Origin of the sequence: Aeromonas sp. 600948 (genome assembly GCF_049174875.1) — a bacterium.
Taxonomy (GTDB): Bacteria; Pseudomonadota; Gammaproteobacteria; order Enterobacterales; family Aeromonadaceae; genus Aeromonas; species Aeromonas veronii_A.
The window spans coordinates 126,389-142,545 of record NZ_JAAKTY010000008.1; the positions used below are offsets into that span (position 1 = coordinate 126,389).

16 protein-coding genes are annotated in these 16,157 nt (G+C 60.7%); 7 read left to right on the forward strand and 9 right to left on the reverse strand.

Translation table 11 applies throughout. The features are described 5' to 3' along the window. The first annotated feature begins 58 nt into the window (after window positions 1-58). Complete coding sequence (locus G5182_RS09310; RefSeq protein ID WP_227341414.1) at window positions 59-766, forward strand: ParB-like protein; 708 nt, start codon at window positions 59-61, stop codon at window positions 764-766. A 94-nt stretch (window positions 767-860) separates the two neighbouring features. Here the strand turns inward: G5182_RS09310 and G5182_RS09315 are convergent, their stop codons facing one another. Further along, window positions 861-1,520: a CatB-related O-acetyltransferase gene (locus G5182_RS09315; protein ID WP_227341413.1), complete on the reverse strand. Its 660-nt coding sequence runs from the start codon at window positions 1,518-1,520 to the stop codon at window positions 861-863. A gap of 284 nt (window positions 1,521-1,804) precedes the next feature. On the opposite strand from G5182_RS09315, the gene G5182_RS09320 reads away from it, so the two are divergent. Then, complete coding sequence (locus G5182_RS09320; RefSeq protein ID WP_157161484.1) at window positions 1,805-2,233, forward strand: DUF2753 family protein; 429 nt, start codon at window positions 1,805-1,807, stop codon at window positions 2,231-2,233. An 18-nt stretch (window positions 2,234-2,251) separates the two neighbouring features. Here G5182_RS09320 and G5182_RS09325 read toward each other — a convergent pair whose 3' ends face one another. Beyond that, on the reverse strand, window positions 2,252-3,001 hold the full coding sequence (locus G5182_RS09325; protein WP_227341412.1) for an enoyl-CoA hydratase-related protein: 750 nt from the start codon (window positions 2,999-3,001) through the stop codon (window positions 2,252-2,254). Between the two features lie 90 nt (window positions 3,002-3,091). Here G5182_RS09325 and G5182_RS09330 point away from each other — a divergent pair, with 90 nt between their 5' ends. From G5182_RS09330 to G5182_RS09340, 3 genes are all read left to right on the forward strand, one after another. Further along, window positions 3,092-3,541 (forward strand): copper chaperone PCu(A)C, encoded by a 450-nt coding sequence (locus G5182_RS09330; protein ID WP_005335782.1) that lies wholly within the window; start codon window positions 3,092-3,094, stop codon window positions 3,539-3,541. 95 nt (window positions 3,542-3,636) lie between these two features. Continuing rightward, on the forward strand, window positions 3,637-4,269 hold the full coding sequence (locus G5182_RS09335) for a TIGR04219 family outer membrane beta-barrel protein (RefSeq protein ID WP_005354809.1): 633 nt from the start codon (window positions 3,637-3,639) through the stop codon (window positions 4,267-4,269). A 31-nt stretch (window positions 4,270-4,300) separates the two neighbouring features. Continuing rightward, on the forward strand, window positions 4,301-4,981 hold the full coding sequence (locus tag G5182_RS09340) for an SDR family oxidoreductase (RefSeq protein ID WP_216960813.1): 681 nt from the start codon (window positions 4,301-4,303) through the stop codon (window positions 4,979-4,981). Between the two features lie 92 nt (window positions 4,982-5,073). Here G5182_RS09340 and G5182_RS09345 read toward each other — a convergent pair whose 3' ends face one another. Beyond that, window positions 5,074-6,798, reverse strand: coding sequence for a proline--tRNA ligase (locus G5182_RS09345; RefSeq protein WP_216960816.1), 1,725 nt, complete (start codon window positions 6,796-6,798; stop codon window positions 5,074-5,076). 274 nt (window positions 6,799-7,072) lie between these two features. On the opposite strand from G5182_RS09345, the gene rlmD reads away from it, so the two are divergent. Beyond that, the gene (gene rlmD, locus G5182_RS09350) at window positions 7,073-8,425 is read left to right on the forward strand and encodes a 23S rRNA (uracil(1939)-C(5))-methyltransferase RlmD (RefSeq protein ID WP_021231744.1); all 1,353 of its coding nucleotides are present in this window, start codon (window positions 7,073-7,075) and stop codon (window positions 8,423-8,425) included. Between the two features lie 81 nt (window positions 8,426-8,506). Here the strand turns inward: rlmD and G5182_RS09355 are convergent, their stop codons facing one another. The 3 genes from G5182_RS09355 to G5182_RS09365 are packed head-to-tail and all read right to left on the reverse strand — an operon-like array spanning window position 8,507 to window position 11,983. After that, entirely contained in the window at window positions 8,507-9,073 is a 567-nt protein-coding gene (locus G5182_RS09355; protein WP_158112728.1) for a PqiC family protein, read from the reverse strand. Next, complete coding sequence (gene pqiB / locus G5182_RS09360; protein WP_005335774.1) at window positions 9,070-10,719, reverse strand: intermembrane transport protein PqiB; 1,650 nt, start codon at window positions 10,717-10,719, stop codon at window positions 9,070-9,072. Before pqiB ends, G5182_RS09355 begins: the two co-directional genes overlap by 4 nt. Beyond that, window positions 10,712-11,983 carry a paraquat-inducible protein A gene (locus G5182_RS09365; RefSeq protein ID WP_227343104.1) on the reverse strand — a complete coding sequence of 424 codons (1,272 nt, stop codon included), beginning with the start codon at window positions 11,981-11,983 and terminating at the stop codon, window positions 10,712-10,714. Before G5182_RS09365 ends, pqiB begins: the two co-directional genes overlap by 8 nt. A gap of 176 nt (window positions 11,984-12,159) precedes the next feature. Here G5182_RS09365 and hfq point away from each other — a divergent pair, with 176 nt between their 5' ends. Next, on the forward strand, window positions 12,160-12,519 hold the full coding sequence (gene hfq, locus G5182_RS09370) for an RNA chaperone Hfq (protein ID WP_005335772.1): 360 nt from the start codon (window positions 12,160-12,162) through the stop codon (window positions 12,517-12,519). A gap of 132 nt (window positions 12,520-12,651) precedes the next feature. On the opposite strand, the gene G5182_RS09375 is transcribed toward hfq, so the two are convergent. From G5182_RS09375 to G5182_RS09385, 3 genes are all read right to left on the reverse strand, one after another. Continuing rightward, a complete protein-coding gene (locus G5182_RS09375) occupies window positions 12,652-13,242 on the reverse strand; it encodes an HAD family hydrolase (protein ID WP_201998107.1) in 591 nt (196 codons plus the stop codon). A gap of 66 nt (window positions 13,243-13,308) precedes the next feature. Next, the gene (locus G5182_RS09380) at window positions 13,309-14,412 is read right to left on the reverse strand and encodes an EAL and HDOD domain-containing protein (protein ID WP_216952069.1); all 1,104 of its coding nucleotides are present in this window, start codon (window positions 14,410-14,412) and stop codon (window positions 13,309-13,311) included. A gap of 4 nt (window positions 14,413-14,416) precedes the next feature. Beyond that, window positions 14,417-16,057 (reverse strand): GGDEF domain-containing protein, encoded by a 1,641-nt coding sequence (locus G5182_RS09385; RefSeq protein ID WP_227341411.1) that lies wholly within the window; start codon window positions 16,055-16,057, stop codon window positions 14,417-14,419. Window positions 16,058-16,157 lie beyond the last annotated feature (100 nt).

The following is a 16,157-nucleotide window of genomic DNA, read 5'->3' on the forward strand; positions in this document are numbered from 1 at the left end:
GGGGTAGAAGAGCGTTCCCGGCGTCTGTGCAGTTCAATGTGGTGAGGAGTGTCAAACGATGAAAGCATGGTTAGTGCTGGCCTGTGTGTTGAGCCAGGGTGCCTGGGCGTTGGCCCCGTGCCAGAGCGACACGGCGGTGGGCAACTGGTGCGAGATCGGCATCGATGCCTTGCACCCGACTCAGGGGGGCGTCGGCCAGATCCAGGTCGATGAGACCCAGGCCACATTGGCGGACATGAGCGCAAAGCAGCTCGACAAGTTGATGAAAAAGAACGAGATCCCCGTGGTGATTGCGCCGGATGGCAGCTACTGGCTGGTGGACAGGCACCATCTCACCAAGGCGTTGTGGCAGCAGGGCGTCAAGGATGCCCGGGTCAAGGTGATTGGCCGTCTGCAGGACAAAGCCAACTTCTGGAGCCAGATGCAGAACAATCATTGGGCCTGGCTCAAGGATGAGAAGGGACAGCCGCTGACCCCGGAGCAGTTGCCGACCAGCATCGACAAGCTGCCTGATTACCCCTATCGCACCCTCGCCGGACTGCTGCAGAATGCGGGCTACTTTCGCAAGGACAAACGGGTCTATTTCGTCGAGTTTGCCTGGGCCAGCTGGCTCGGCAAGCAGATGCAATGGATGCCGGTGGACAGCGCCAATCTGGCGGCCCGCCTGCAACAGGCCAAACGGCTCGCCTGCGGCAGCGATGCCAAGGAGCTACCCGGTTATCCCGGCAAGCAGTGCAGCCTCAACCAGTCCAAAAGCGCGCAGTGAGTGGATGTGCGATGACGGCGTCCAGAGCATGCCGGAGATAAAAGAGGGCGACCCTGGGGTCGCTCTTATGCTGTCAGCTACTGGTTAGCGGTAGTCACTCATGGCGCTCCGCCCAGTGGGCAGCCGCCTGTTCAAGCAGGGCGACGTCACCTTGCTGGATCAGCGGTAGCAGATCGTTGACCTGTTGATCCCGCCAATCCCACCAGGCGAGGGCCTGTAGCCGGGCAATTTCCTCCTCGCCAAAGCGCATCCGCACCACCCTGGCCGGGGTGCCCGCCACCATGGCATAGGGCGGCACATCCTGATTGACCAGCGAACGGGCGGCGATGATGGCGCCATCGCCGATGGTGACGCCGGGCATGATCATCGCCTCCATGCCGATCCAGACATCGTTGCCGATGCGGGTATCACCTGCGGGGTGGTAGCTGCGCTGGAGCGCGTCCAGATCGGCGAACGGATAGGTGCTGATGAAGGACGTGTTGTGGGTGTGGTTGCCCCCCATGATGATCTTTACCCCGGCGGCAATCTGCACATAGTCGCCGATATGGAGACGGTCGATATGCCAGAGCGGCTCCCAGCCGGTTTCCGGGCTGCGGCTGAAGGGATCGCCATGGAGGTAGCGCACCGCCACCTCTTCGAAGGGGCCATCCCAGGCACCCGAGTAGTAGCTGTGCTGCCCCTTTAGGCAGATATTGGGGTTGGTCACCGTCAGGTGCAGGTATTCGACCTGCGACCAGTGTTGGCAGGTGTTCATGCTGGTACTCCTTTGCTGAATGGATCGGATGGGTTGCGTTCGCTTGAGCGCAGCTAATAGATCCAGACCAGCATGCGGGGCACGCAGAGCAGGGAGCAGCCCAGCATCTGCGGGAGGCGAGGTCGCATTGTGGTGTGCTCCAAAGAAGAGGGAAGGGCGCGATCATAAGGTCGGGCGCCGGGTTTGCCAAGGTTGCGCAGAGATCCTGCACTAACCCTCTGGTTGATATTTATTCTCAATTAGCCATGATAACACTCCCACCATGACGGACTCGGGAGAGCGAAATGACACCGCAAAGTTGGCAACGATACATGCTGGAGGCGGAGCGTGCCTGGCAGGCCGGTTCGCTGGGGGCGGCGATCTGCTTTTATCAGCAGGCGCTGGGGGATGTTTACGAGATGACCCAGGTCGAGTTGACCGAACTGGCCACTATGCGGGTCGCCACCTGTCACCGGCTGGCCGACTTCTGGCGGTCGATGGATGAGCCGACTTACGAGCTGCGCTACCTGAAACTCGCCTCCGAGCTGGTCACGGCGCTGGTGCCACAATGCCCCAACCGGGAGTGCGAGGCGCTGATCAGCGAGCTGGGTTGCTGTCGCGGCGCCCTGCTCGCCTTTCTCAAGCGTCACCCCAATCCGGAAATTGCCCGGCTGATCCAGCTGCAGGACAAGGTGCAGGGCTGCGAGCTGATCGGCCGTTTTCGCCTCAACTGACTGGCGTTGAGCGGCAGCTCAGCTCCGCCGTTTGAGTTTCTGGGCGATGCGCTGTTGCGCCTCTTCCCCTTGCAGTGCCTGGGCGAAGGCGCGCGCCTCCAGATCAATGACAAAGTGCACCGCCTGTTTGAGCTCCTGTTTCAGCAGCGCCTTGCTCTTTTGCAGCGCTCTGGGCGGTTTGGCCGCCAGCTTCAGTCCCTGCTCGCGGGCAAAGGAGAGCACTCCATCGGCCGCCACCACCTTGTTGGCCAGCCCGAGCCGCAGCGCCTCCTCGGCATCCATCGCCTCGGCCAGCAGCAACAGCTCTGCCGCCTTGAGGTGTCCCACCAGACGCGGCAGCAGCAGGCTGGAGGCGAACTCCGGCACCAGCCCCAACTCGACGAAAGGAAGCTGCAAGCGGGCATTATCCGCCAGATAGACCAGATCGCAGTGCAGCAAAATGGTGGTGCCAATCCCCACCGCCGGGCCTGCAACAGCGGCGATCACGGGTTTGGGGAAATCGGCCAGGGTGTGGAGGAACTGCAGGATGGGGTCGTCGGGCTCCAGCGAGCTCTTGCCCATAAAGTCGGCCAGATCATTGCCCGCAGTAAAGCAATCCTGCTGCCCCTGCAACAGCAGGACATGCACCTCCTCATCGGCTGCCGCCTCTCGCAGCGCAGCCACCAGTTGTTGATACAGCTCGGTATTGAGGGCGTTGCGCTTGTCGGGGCGGTTGAGGGTCAGGGTGAGCAAGCCATCCTGCTGCTCGGCAATGAGAATGGGGGCCATGTCTAAATCCTTGTTATTGAAAGGTGCAAAAAAGGTTGCCGCTGGGGTAACCTTGGCGCCGTTTAACAACATCATAAAAGGATTTCAACCATGTTTAAACGTGCGTTTTATTCTCTGCTGGTTCTGGGTATGACGGCGCCTGCACTAGCCAAGGTCGAGGCTGTCGACGGTTATGTGCGCCTGTTGCCGCCGGGCTCCCCCAACACTGCCGCCTTTATGGTGCTGAAGAATGACGCCGACCAGCCGGTCAAGCTGGTGGCGGCGGCTTCTGCTGCGGCGGGGCGTGCCGAGCTGCACACTCACCTGCACGAAAATGGCGTGATGAAGATGCGTCAGGTCGAGAATATCGAGATCCCGGCCAAGGGCGAAGCGGTGCTGAAACCGGGCAGCCTGCACATCATGTTGTTCGAGGTGGGCACGCTCTCCGAGCAGACCCCTTTCCCGCTCACCCTCACCATGGACGATGGTCAGAAGCTGGATCTGTCACTGCCGGTGAAGCCGATTGAGCCGATGGCAGAGATGAAGCATATGAAGCACTGACATTTGTCGTCGTTTGTTCAGGATTGACGCTGGGTATTTTGGCTGCACCGAGTAAAATAGTGCTCTTTTCCATGTATGCAAGAGGAAGTGACGTAATGAAAAAGACGCTGATTGCCGGTTTTGTGCTGGCTCTGTGCAGCCAGAGTGCCATGGCCGCTGACGACTGGCGTTTTGCCGCCGGTGCCGACGTATGGGCCGCCAAGGGCAGTGGTCAGGCTTATGGCACCAGTGCTGATGGCAGCTATGACGACAGCTACAACTGGAACGGCTATCTGCAACTGGAACACGGCATCATCTTCCTGCCGAACGCCAAGTTTGAAGTCTCCGATTTCAGCACCTCCGGCGGCAACTTCAAGAACGATCTGACCGCCTACGATCTGAGCCTCTACTACCGTCTGTTCAACAACGATCTGTTCAAGATCGATCTGGGTATGACCGGCCGTCACTACGATGGTGAGCAGGTCTACTTCGGTCGCAAGGGTTATGACGAAGATACCCTGATGGCCTATGCCGGCAGCGAAGTGAAGATCCCGGGCACCGGCATCGCCTTCTTCGGCGATCTGCGTACTCACGATGCGGACAACTATGACTACCGTCTGGGTGGTTCCTACAAGTTCTCCTCCATGCCGATCAAGCTGCGTGCCGGCTGGCGTGAAGCCAAGGTCGACTTCGCCAATATCGACCAGTCTGTTGATGGCTGGTTCATGGGCGGCGAATTCACTTTCTAATCTGACCGTCGACTGACGACGAGGAGCGATAATGGGCCACATCATAGTGACAGGTGCCGGTTCCGGTCTCGGCCGGGCGCTGACTATCGGACTGGTTGAGCGGGGCCATCAGGTCTCCATGATGGGGCGCCGTTATCAGCGACTGCAGGAGCAGGAGCAACTGCTCGGCAGCGCGGTGATCGGCATCGCCGCCGATCTGGCGCACCATGAAGAGGTCGATGTCGCCTTCGCCGCTGCGGTGGAGTGGGGCGGGCTGCCCGACATGGTGATCCACTGCGCCGGGGTGGGTGAGTTTGGCCCGGTCGGTGTCTATACTGCCGAGCAGATCCGCCGGGTGGTGGAGAGCAACCTTATCTCCACCATTCTGGTGGCCCAGCAGACGGTGCGGCTTATCGGCGACAAGGGCGGAGTGCTGGCCAATGTGCTCTCCTCCGCCGCGCAGGTGGGCAAGGCCAACGAGAGCCTCTACTGCGCCTCCAAATGGGGGATGCGCGGCTTTCTCGAATCCTTGCGCGCCGAGCTGAAAGGCTCGCCACTGCGGCTGGTCAACCTCTACCCGAGCGGGATCCGCAGCGAATTCTGGGACAACTCGGATCACGTGGACCCGAGTGGCTTCATGACTCCGGAAGATGCGGCGGCCTATATGCTCGACGCACTGGAAGCCAGAAGCAGCTGCCACGTGACCGATCTCTTTATCGGTCGCAACGAGTAGGCTCCTTGCGGCAATCCTCTTTGCTTTAGAAGAGAAGACAAACAAAAAGCGCGCCATTGGGCGCGCTTTTTTATATCGGGAAGAGGGTGGGCTTAGCGGCCCAGCTTGGCCTTGATCATGGCGACGATATCGCTGATGGCCACTTCCTGCTTCTCGCCGGTGCGGCGGCACTTGTACTCGACCACGCCGTTATCCATGCCGCGATCGCCGATGACGATGGCGTGCGGGATGCCCAGCAGCTCCATGTCGGCGAACATCACGCCCGGGCGCTCTTTACGGTCGTCGAACAGCACGTCCACACCGGCCGCTTTCAGCTCGGCGTAGAACTGCTGTGCCTGCTCGGCTACGCGCTCGGATTTGTGCATGTTCATCGGCACGATGGCCACTTCGAACGGAGCGATGGCGTCCGGCCAGATGATGCCGTACTGGTCGTTGTTCTGCTCGATGGCGGCGGCCACCAGACGGGAAACCCCGATACCGTAGCAACCCATCTCCATGGTGACGGACTTGCCAGCTTCGTTCAGCACGCTTGCCTTCATTGCTTCGGAGTACTTGGTACCCAGCTGGAAGATGTGGCCCACTTCGATACCGCGCTTGAGCAGCAGCTTGCCCTGGCCGCACGGGCTCGGGTCGCCTTCCACCACGTTGCGCAGGTCGGCAACTTCGTAAGCGGTGATGTCGCGATCCCAGTTGGCACCGGTCAGGTGGAAGCCGGTTTCGTTGGCGCCGCAGACGAAGTCCGCCAGATGGGCAGCGCTGCGATCGACGATGATGCGACCGGCAAAGCCGACCGGGCCGATGGAGCCTGCGTCGCAACCGGCGGCAGCTTTGATCTGCTCGTCGTTGGCGAAGGTCAGCGGGTTAGCCACGCCAGCCAGTTTCTCTGCCTTGATTTCGTTCAGCTCGTGGTCGCCACGCAGTACCAGCGCAATAACGGCCTGCTTGCCGTGCTCATCTTCCTCTGCCAGTACCAGCAGGGTTTTGGCGATGGCGGTCGGTGCCACGTTCAGGAAGGCAGCCACTTCGTCGATGGTGTGAACATTCGGGGTGGCAACCTTGGTCAGGGCTGCGGTGGCGGCAGGGCGCTCACCAGCCGGTGCCAGTGCTTCGGCCATCTCGATGTTGGCGGCGTAATCGGAGCTGTCGGAGAAGGCGATCAAGTCTTCACCGCTCTCGGCCAGCACCTGGAATTCGTGGGAACCGGTACCACCGATGGAGCCGGTATCGGCCTGCACCGGACGGAAGTTCAGACCCATGCGGGTGAACGCCTTGCAGTAGGCGGCGTGCATCTTCTCGTAGGTATCGACCAGAGACTCTTTGTCGATGTGGAAGGAGTAGGCATCCTTCATCAGGAATTCGCGGCCACGCATCACGCCGAAACGGGGGCGCACTTCGTCGCGGAACTTGGTCTGGATCTGGTAGAGGTTGAGTGGTAGCTGCTTGTAGCTGTTCACTTCGTAACGTACCAGCGCAGTGATCACCTCTTCGTGGGTCGGGCCCAGCACGAAGGGACGGTTGTGACGGTCGGTCAGACGGCACAGCTCGGGACCGTAGTCATCCCAGCGGCCTGACTCCTGCCACAGCTCGGCGGGTTGTACCACCGGCATGGAGACTTCGACGGCACCAGCATTGTTCATCTCTTCGCGAACAATGTTCTCGATTTTCTTCAGTACCCGCAGACCGGTTGGCAACCAGGCATACATGCCGGAGGCCAGTTTACGGATCATCCCGGCGCGCAGCATCAGCTGGTGGCTGACAACTTCAGCGTCGGAGGGGGTTTCCTTGAGAGTGGAAAGCAGATATTGGCTGGTACGCATCGCGGTAGACCTTAGCTAGAACGGGCGCGGGGCCCAGGATAATTTCAAGGGCGGAATTTTAACAGGCTGGGCGTTATGGCCCAAGGGCTAAATTTGCCGCAACCCGAAAGGTGGCCACGCCCGGCAGATGACCAGGGGCAATGACCATTGCAACAAGCAGGCTTTTTATGCCTGCAATTTGGCCGGATCTCCGCTAAACTCTGCCACCTTTTCTCGATGGGCATGGCTCTGCCGCGTTCATCCCCCCCCATTTTTAGTACTTTTGGAGCCGCTCATGCCGTTAGTGGGACATCAACACCAGATCGAGATCCTGGAACTGACCGACAAAGGAGATGGCAAAGGACGCCTGTTCGATCGCCCCCTGTTTGTCGAAGGTCTGCTGCCCGGTGAGCAGGCGCTGGTGGAGCTGACCGAGGTCAAGCCGAACTATCTGCACGGCAAGGTTGCCGAGCTGCTCCAGCCCTCTGCAGATCGGGTTGCCGATTTCTGCCCCAACACCGAGTGTGGTGGCTGTCAGGTACGTCCGCTGGCCTATCCGGCCCAGCTCAAGCTCAAGCAGGCACTGGTGCAAAGCGCACTGGAGCAGGTCGGGCTGGGTGACACGCCGGTCAAGGATATCCTTGGCATGGAGAGCCCGTTCGCCTATCGCAACAAGGCGCAATATGCGGTGCGTGGCTGTGACGCCGGTGCCGAGATCGGTTTTTATCGCAAGCACTCCCACGATCTCATCACCGCCGATGACTGTGCGGTGCAGGATCCGCTGCACGTGGAGCTGAACGCCCGGGTACGCAACTGGATGCGCGCGCATGACATCGCTGCCTATGACGAAGTGAACCACAGCGGCTGCGTGCGCAACCTGATGACCCGCAAGGGCTTCAAGAGCGGCGAGCTGATGGTGGTGCTGGTCACTTTGGGTGAGGAGCTACCGTTCGAAGCCGAACTGTTGGCAGCCCTGAGCGATCTGCCGGTCACAACCTTGGTGCAGAACATCAACGATGAGCGCACCAACCGCATTCTGGGCGCCACCAACCGGGTGCTGCTCGGCGAAGGGGTGATCCGCGACAAGATCCATGAGCTCGAGTTCGAGATCTCGCCGCTCTCCTTCTTCCAGAACAACCCGACCCAGACCGATGTGCTCTACTCCAGCGCCCTCGAGTATGCCGAGCTGACCGGCAACGAGACGGTGTTCGACATCTATTGCGGTATCGGTACCATCTCCCTGTTCCTGGCTGGCAAGGCCGCCAAGGTCGTCGGGATCGAGTCGGTGGAGAGCGCCATCAGCGATGCCCGCCGCAACGCTGCCCTCAACGGCATCGAGCACACCGAATTCCACGTTGGCAAGGCGGAGCAGCTGATGCCCGAGCTGCACGCCCAGGGCGTGACCGCTGATGTGGTGGTGATGGATCCGCCCCGCAAAGGCTGTGACAAGGCGGTGCTGCAGACCCTGGTCGCCATGGCGCCCCGCCGTCTGGTCTATGTCTCCTGCAATCCGCAGACTTTGGCCCGCGACCTTGCCTGGCTGGTCAAGCAGGGCTTCGTGCTGGACGAAGTGCAACCGGTCGATATGTTCCCGCACTCCATGCACGTGGAAGCGGTTGCCCGCTTGAGCTTGCCCGCCAAGGCATAAGTCGCCCCCGACTCTTGCCCACAAAAAAACGACGCCAGCTGGCGTCGTTTTTTTCTATCTGATGCTCGCAGGTTGATGTGCTCAACCCTGCTTGCGCACCTCGGTGGCAATCTGGTCGAGCAGCTGTTGCCAGCCCTGACCCAGCTCGTTCACCAGCGCGTTGTAGCCATCTGCTGGCAGCACTCGCTCCTGACGGAAGGGGGCATCGCGCAACACGGTGCCATCTTCCGCCAGCAGGCGCCAGCGACCGCTCAGCACGGCGCTGCCGTCATGACGGCCCTGAAAGCGCTCCACCAGAATGGTCAGCACCGGCCCCTTGCGGGCGCCATCCTGCCGTACCACCCAGCCCGGCAGGCGGGTGGAGAGGCCGTTGAGGGTGAGCTGGTTGAGCTGATCGTCCAGCGCACCGGCCCAGCGATGGTACTCGGTGAAGTGCAGCTCTTGCCCTTCCAGCTGATAGACCAGACTGATCCGGTCGAGCTGGCTGGCCAGCGCCACCGGGCGCAGCACCAGCTGGTGCTGCGGTTGGGCCGGCGCCGTCACGGGTTGCTGGCTGTCGGCATCGAGCGAATAGTAGTGCAGGCTCGGCTGGCTGCTGCAACCCGCCAGCAGCCCCAGCAGGGCCAGCGTCAGGATCTCTTTTTTCATTGTTTGCCTCGCTTGGGCTCAGGGTCCGATGGATGCGCGCGATCGAAGATCAGCGAGCTGGGCTGCTCGTTGAGGGAGTGCACCAGCGGCTGCAGTTCGCGCATCAACTGATTGAGGGTCTGCACCGACTGACGCAGGTCCTGATTGGTCTGCGACTGGGCATCATAGGCCTGCAAGGTCTCCTGCAACTGCTTGAGGCTCTCGTTGAGCGAGGCGGGCAGCTGCTGGGTAGAATCCTTGGCGGTGAGCTTGTTCAGGTTGGCGCTGACTGCACTGATGTTCTTCAGGGTGCCATCCAGGGTGGTGAGTGACCCGTTGACCTTGGTCAGGGTGGTTGCCATGTCCATATCGACAAACTTGTCGAGGATGAGGTTCACCTTGCGCTCGATCTGATCCAGCCCGCCCTGCACGGTGGGGAAGACCTGATAACCGGCCAGCTTGGCCTGCTCGAAACGTGGCGCGTCCGGATAGAAGTTGAGATCGATGATCTTGCCGCCGGTCAGCAGGCTCGAGGTCTTGAGGCTGGCACGCAACCCCTCCTTGAACTGCTTGCCGAACAGGGCACGCCATTGATCCTTCTCCGCCTTGGCATAGCGGTGGGAGAGGCGCTGCACCTCGATGCGGGCCAGCACCGGGATCTGGCGGCTCTTGAAGATCTGCACGCCCTTGTCCTCGATGAGGTAGGGGGCGGAGATGACGGTACCAACCCGGATACCGCGATACTGTACTGCCGCGCCCGGGTGCAGGCCACCCACGTTGTCATCGAACAGGAAGACGTAGTCGATGAACTGATCCAGACTACCGGCTAGCACGCTCGCCTCATCCTGGAACAGGGTGAACCCTTCCATCTGTTTTACCGGCTCGCCAGGCGCCCAACCGGGTGGCAGACCCATGGTGATGCCGCCATCGATCAGGCTCTCCAGCGAATCCATCTTCACCTTCATCCCCTCGCTGCTCATGGAGACCTCGAAGCCCGGGGTCATCCAGAAGCGGGAGTTGCTGCTCACCAGAATGTCATAGGGCGCGTGGATGAAGATTTGATACTGCATCTCGCTCTTTTCCGGCAGGAACTTCGCCTCTTCCACCTGACCTATGGTGAAGCCCTGATAGTTGATGGGGGAGCCTTCTCCCAGCGCGCGAGTGTCGCGACTGCTGAGGGTGAGACGCAGCCCCTTGGCATCGAGGGAGGCGAGCGGCGGTTTGTCCAGCATGGCGTACTCGTCCCGCGCCCGACCTTTCTTGCCGGGGGCGAGCTCGATATAGGCGCCGGAGAGCAGGGTGCTCAGACCCGATACCCCTTCACGGCCCACTCTGGGCTTGACCACCCAGAACTGGCTGTCACCGCGCAACATGCCGGAGGCGGCATTGGTCAGCCGTCCTTTCAGCACGGCATGGCTGTAGTCATCGCTCAGCTCGACGGCCTCGATGCGGCCGACGTCCACTTCGCGGGAGCGGATCACCGTCTTGCCAGCGACTATGCCCTCGGCAGTGGCGACTGTCAGGGTGAAACTGGGGCCCTGGGAGTACCAGTGCTGGAACAGCATCCAGAGACCGATGAACAGCGCCAGCAGGGGCACCATCCAGATTGCGGCGGCAGAGCTCAGAAAGTCAGAGCCCGGTTTCCACCTTTTTTTACGCTCACTCACGTTCGCGTTCTCCTTGTTGTAAATCCCAGATCAGGCGGGAGTCGAAACTCATGGCGGCGACCATGGTGATCAGCACCACACCTGCAAATGCAACGGCCGCAGGGCCGGGGTAGATGGTCATCAGATTGTCGAGCCGGATCAGGCCCGCCAGAATGGCCACCACGAAGACGTCGATCATCGACCAGCGTCCGACAAATTCGGTCATGCGATAGAGTTTGAGCTTGCCGAGGGGGGAGGTGACATTGCCGCGCTGCACCATATAGCAAAGCCAGAATAGCGCCAGTATTTTCACCAGCGGCACCACCACGCTGGCGAAAAAGATCACCGCCGCTATGGGGTATGAGCCCATGGCCCAGAGCAGCACCACACCGCCGAGGATGGTAGAGGGGCTGTCATCACCGAGAAACACCGTATCCATGATGGGATAGACGTTGGCCGGAATGTAGAGAATGGCGGAGGTAAACAGCAGCGCCCAGGTACGGTTCAGGCCGCCCGGCTTGCGGGCATGCAGCTTGCCGCCGCAGCGGGAGCAGCTGTGGCTGCCCACCTCGCTCAGGGCGCCACAGATATGGCAGCCCACCAGACCGGACTCCAGCGCGCCCGCTTCCGGGTCGATCTCCCGTGCCTCGGTCGGGCCGAACAGCCGCTGCCACAGCCACATCTGATCCAGTGAGGAGATCATCTTGATAAGCAGTACGGTGTAGCCGACGAAAGCCCAGAATGACAGCCCCATCTTGATGTCGGCCATTCCCATCAGCTTGACCAGCGAGATGAGCACCCCCACCAGAAAGACATCCACCATCAGCCAGGGTTTGATCCGGCAGAGCAGACGGCCGAGGGAGCGCAGGGCATTGCTGTGCAGATCTTTATCGACCCGCCACAGCACCAGCATGATGGACCCCATATAAACCAGCGGCAGGCCGATCAGGGTCAGGCTCAGTACCGCGCCGAGAAACAGATAGCCCTCATCCACCAGGGTGGTGATGCTCTGCAAAAAGGTCATCTCCTGGCCCACCCCTTTGGCCGAGAAGGACATAAAGGTAAAGGCATTGGCGAGCACGAACATGATGAGTGCCGCGAACCCGTAGGAGATCGGCCGCAACTCCTGCTGTGGCAGGTGGCGACTCAGGGTGTGTCCGCAACGGGGGCAGCAGCTGGCCTGTCCCACCTCGAGCGGTGTGGCCGGTATCAGCAGGTCACACTCTTCGCAGGCAGTGGCATCATGGACATAGGTGGTGTGGTGGTGGTGTGAAACCGGATGCAAGATAAAACCCCAGATAAGGCCCATGGTGGAGCCAGAGCTGGCGATTATCGCAGTTGTGCTGGTCAGCGACCAGCCCCCGGAGGCCGCTATTGCTGGCGGGAGTGAGAATGACTTTGACAAGCCAGTGCCCATTTAGCACAATCAAACGCCACTTTTTTTCCGCGGGACAATAATTTATGACAACTGAATCCCCAAGCTACTCCACGATTGAGCAAGCCTTCTCCCTCGGGAACGGGCAAGATTCTGCCCTCAACTGGTTGCGCAAGAACCGCAGTCAGGTCGCTATCTTTCTGGTGAGCGGCATCAAGCTCGAAGGCACCATCAGCGGGTTTGACCAGTACAGCGTGCTGCTGACCGATGCACACGGCAACCAGCAGCTGGTCTACAAGGCCAAGATCTCCACCATCGCCATGCACACCGGCCGTCCGCAGGTGAACATCCAGCGTGCTCGCAAGCCGCGTGTCTCCATGGCGCCGCGCCCCCATGGTGCGCCGGGTCGTTATGACGACAATCAGGGCGGCGGCAACAACGAGTAATCGTCTGCCCCGCACTCCCCGTTGACGCGCCCTGCGTCAGCGGCTGACGGAACCTGCTCTCATTTTCATTCATGTCCCGTATGAGAGCCGGTTCCGGTTATCGCCCCTTGCAGGGCGATATTTTTTTACGCACTACGCGGTTATGCCGACCGGTTGACCCTCTTTGACCATGCAGGTCTGCATACCCGCCGCCTCTCCGGCCTGTACCCCGATACCGGTATCTTCAAACACCAGACAGCCTGATGGCGCGACCCCCAACTTGCTGGCGACCAGCAGGAAGGTGTCCGGATTGGGCTTGTGCAGCTCCACATCGTCTGCGGTGACTACCACTGAGAAGTAGCGATCCAGCCCGGTGTTGCGCAGCACCGCTTCGGCGTTGACACGAGGCGAGCCGGTGCCGATCCCCATCGGGATGACGCCATGATAGCGCTCGACCAGCGCCTGCATGGCCGGAAACACGGTCGCCTTGTGCAGGTTGGCCACATAGTGGGCGGTCTTGCAGCGGGTGACTTCGAGCGGATCGAGGGGGATCTGCTGCTCCTGTGCGACCAGCAGGGCGATCTTGCGGCTCGGCATGCCACCCAGCTCATAGAACCAGTCGGCATCGAAGTGAAAGCCAAACTCGCGGGCGGTGTGCTCCCAGGCGGCGAGGTGCAGCGGCATGGAGTCGACCAGGGTGCCATCAAGGTCAAAGACCAGGCCTTGGAATCCGGAAAGAGTCATGGTGCGGGGTCTGTCTCTGAAAAAAGGGAGCCCATTCTAGCCAGTGGCTCCCCGCCTCGCCATCACCTAGCAGGTGAGAAACGCTTGCCCCCACATTTGCGCCTGAAAATAGACGGGGGTGAGTCTGGTCGGGTCGAGCTGGTATTTCGGTGCCAGCTGCTCCAGCAGGGCCCAGTTGCCCTGTTCGTAGGTCCTGACCAGCTGGAACAGGTGGAACAACGGCCCTTCGTGCCGCTCGATGGCTCGTTTTACGTTGTTGGGCAGGTGGGCCTTCAGCGACTCCGATAGCAGGGAACCATCGAGTACCAGCCCTACCAGAAAAGCCCAGCTTGCTTCGCGTTTGTCTAGGGCGGTGAGGGCGATAAGTTCACAGAAGCGACCGCGAGCGATGGCCATCCGGGTAGAGGCCTCCGGCATATGCTGGCTTACCCGGGCCAGGCCGTTGATCAGCACAAACTTGCGGATCTCCTGCTCTCCCAGATAGGAGAGGGCGCGGGAAACCGAGGTGATGGGGGCGGCATGATCGAAGCCGGGGGCGTTGACATAGGTGAGTAGCTGGCCCGGGAGCAAGGCATCCTGCTCCAGCAGGCGGGCCACCTGGGCAAAGGAGAACTCCTCGTGGCAGATGAGCTGGAGGATCTGCTGCACAAGTGCCATGTCGGGCTGGGTGGCACGCTGATTGACCAGCTCGGGGCGGGCGAGAAAACCACCGGCAAAGAAGTCGACTCCGGCCTCTCGCAGCGGGAGAAAGTCTTCCCAGGTTTCGATATCGAGGGCCATCCGCTTGTGTTCGGTGGGCTGGCAGATCCCCTCTTCGCCCATCCAGAATACCAGCAGACGGCTGGCACCGAGCCAGCGTGGCTCACGGCTGACCCCGTGTACGGCAAGCCGGCGTCGACTGTCTCGCCACTGTTCCAGCACCGGAAAGGAAGCTGGTAGCCGTTCGCTGGAGGCTTCGACCAGCGGGATCGCATCCTGATCAAACAGCAGGGGGCGCTGTTCATCGAGCTGTTCGTGGGTGAAGGGCACCAGATATTGGCGCCCTTGTGCCAGCAGGCGGCAATGTTGTGCCAGCGAGGGCCACTCGTCCGGTGAGCCGAGCAGATAATCGATGCCGTAGGCCACCAGGGCCAGGCGGCGATTGAAGATGGGATAACGACGCAACAGCATGGGATCACCGATAGGCCAGAGTGCGCGCCCGTCCTTGAGACTTGGCGTGGTAGAGCGCCTGATCGGCCTGTTCGGTCAGACTCTGCCATGCCTCGTTCAGGGAGGGAACCAGATAGCTAAAGCCTATGCTAACCGTAATGAAATCAGCAACCCGCGAGGCGGGATGGGGCAGTTTTAATCGGGTTAGGCCATCATGGATCCTCTCGGCCAGTTGTTCGGCCTCACCGGGTTGGGGGGCGCAGAGCAGGATGACGAACTCTTCTCCGCCATAACGAGCCACCAGATTGGTAGAACGTCGCTCGGCCTCCCGCAGTACTCGGGCTACCTGCTGCAGGCACTCATCCCCCTTGGTATGACCGAAGTGATCGTTATAGGCCTTGAAGTCGTCGACATCGATCATCAATACCGCCAGCGGATTTTGGGTGCGCCGTGCCCACTCCCATTCCCGTTGCATGGTGATGTCCCACTGGCGCCGATTGGCGATACCAGTCAGAGGGTCTTCCAGCGAGAGCAGGGAGAGGCGGTGATTGGCCTCCTCCAGTGCCCGATTGGTTTCGGCCAGTTGTATCGTGCGTTCGGCAACCCGCTCCTCCAGCTGGCGGTTGAGGGTTTCCAACTGCTCCTGGGTGCGCTGGCGGATCAGTAACTGTGACAGGATGGCGGCGTACTGTTTGAAAATCTCGCTCTGATAAGCCTTGAGTGGTCGGTGACAGAGCAGGTTGTCGGCGGCGATCCAGCCGATGGGAGTGGTGCCATCCCACAGCGAAACCATGGCGTTCCAGCCACGACCTACCTGCTGTTTCTCGTAGTAGAGGGGGGTATCTTCCAGCACCAGTACGTAGTCCTTACGCCTGAGTGCCTCCTGCACCGTGGGGTGCTCCGGAATGGGGCTGACAAAGTCATGTTCGTCTACCAGCTCTCCCTCTTCGCTGGTGCCCCAGGTGCCGCGCATGGTCTTGCCATCGGGTTCGATCAGGAAGATGGCGACCCGATCGAACTGCAGTTCCTTGCGGGCCAGAAGCACGGCGTCCCGCAGCAGATCGTTCTCGCTGCGGCTGCGGGAGAGGGTGACGCTGACCATGTGCAGCGCCTGCAACATGGTGAGAAAAGAGCCCTGCAGCGCCTGACTCTGCACCAGATCGGTCTGGGTATGGAGCCGCTGATCCCGCTCCTGATTGACCTGGCTGGATAGCAGGTGGTTGCTCAATTCGGCGGTCAGATAGTGGATCAGCAGCTGGATCCCCTGACGCTGGCGTGCAGAGAGGCGGTCGATACGGCGGTGGGTCTCCAGATAGATGACCCCTTCCAGGCTCATATGGCGTTTGAGGGGGAAGCAGGCGCGTAGTCGTTGCTGGGCTGGTTCGACATTCTCACCAGAGTCCGGCGGCTGGTAGATCTGCTCGATCACCAGTTGCCCCTTGTCCATCGCCTTGTCGAGCAGATGGTGGGGCAGGGTCAGTTGACCGAGATGGGCGAGATCAAGCGTAGTCAGCCCCTTATCGAGCTGAAAGCTGTAGAGCTGCGGTTCGGGGGCTTTCAGCCAGAGGTAGAGGCGTTCGGCATCGGTTTTTTCACGGATGGTGGCGAGGCTCACTTCGCATAACTGAGCGAAGTTGGTGAAGTGTTCCGGGTCCCATTCCTGCATACCAGCATCCCTTGGATTGTACCCAAGCGAGTATAAACATATTTCTCTTTGATTAATATGTCAGAAAGGAGAGGTGTCGCACATATTGGTTGCATTCCAC

What these genes read in the sequence shown, in the direction of transcription:
- G5182_RS09310 (WP_227341414.1), top strand. Translation starts at nt 59, where the DNA reads ATGAAAGCATGGTTAGTGCTGGCCTGTGTGTTGAGCCAGGGTGCCTGG.
- G5182_RS09315 (WP_227341413.1), bottom strand. Translation starts at nt 1,520, where the DNA reads ATGAACACCTGCCAACACTGGTCGCAGGTCGAATACCTGCACCTGACG.
- G5182_RS09320 (WP_157161484.1), top strand. Translation starts at nt 1,805, where the DNA reads ATGACACCGCAAAGTTGGCAACGATACATGCTGGAGGCGGAGCGTGCC.
- G5182_RS09325 (WP_227341412.1), bottom strand. Translation starts at nt 3,001, where the DNA reads ATGGCCCCCATTCTCATTGCCGAGCAGCAGGATGGCTTGCTCACCCTG.
- G5182_RS09330 (WP_005335782.1), top strand. Translation starts at nt 3,092, where the DNA reads ATGTTTAAACGTGCGTTTTATTCTCTGCTGGTTCTGGGTATGACGGCG.
- G5182_RS09335 (WP_005354809.1), top strand. Translation starts at nt 3,637, where the DNA reads ATGAAAAAGACGCTGATTGCCGGTTTTGTGCTGGCTCTGTGCAGCCAG.
- G5182_RS09340 (WP_216960813.1), top strand. Translation starts at nt 4,301, where the DNA reads ATGGGCCACATCATAGTGACAGGTGCCGGTTCCGGTCTCGGCCGGGCG.
- G5182_RS09345 (WP_216960816.1), bottom strand. Translation starts at nt 6,798, where the DNA reads ATGCGTACCAGCCAATATCTGCTTTCCACTCTCAAGGAAACCCCCTCC.
- rlmD (WP_021231744.1), top strand. Translation starts at nt 7,073, where the DNA reads ATGCCGTTAGTGGGACATCAACACCAGATCGAGATCCTGGAACTGACC.
- G5182_RS09355 (WP_158112728.1), bottom strand. Translation starts at nt 9,073, where the DNA reads ATGAAAAAAGAGATCCTGACGCTGGCCCTGCTGGGGCTGCTGGCGGGT.
- hfq (WP_005335772.1), top strand. Translation starts at nt 12,160, where the DNA reads ATGACAACTGAATCCCCAAGCTACTCCACGATTGAGCAAGCCTTCTCC.
- G5182_RS09375 (WP_201998107.1), bottom strand. Translation starts at nt 13,242, where the DNA reads ATGACTCTTTCCGGATTCCAAGGCCTGGTCTTTGACCTTGATGGCACC.
- G5182_RS09380 (WP_216952069.1), bottom strand. Translation starts at nt 14,412, where the DNA reads ATGCTGTTGCGTCGTTATCCCATCTTCAATCGCCGCCTGGCCCTGGTG.
- G5182_RS09385 (WP_227341411.1), bottom strand. Translation starts at nt 16,057, where the DNA reads ATGCAGGAATGGGACCCGGAACACTTCACCAACTTCGCTCAGTTATGC.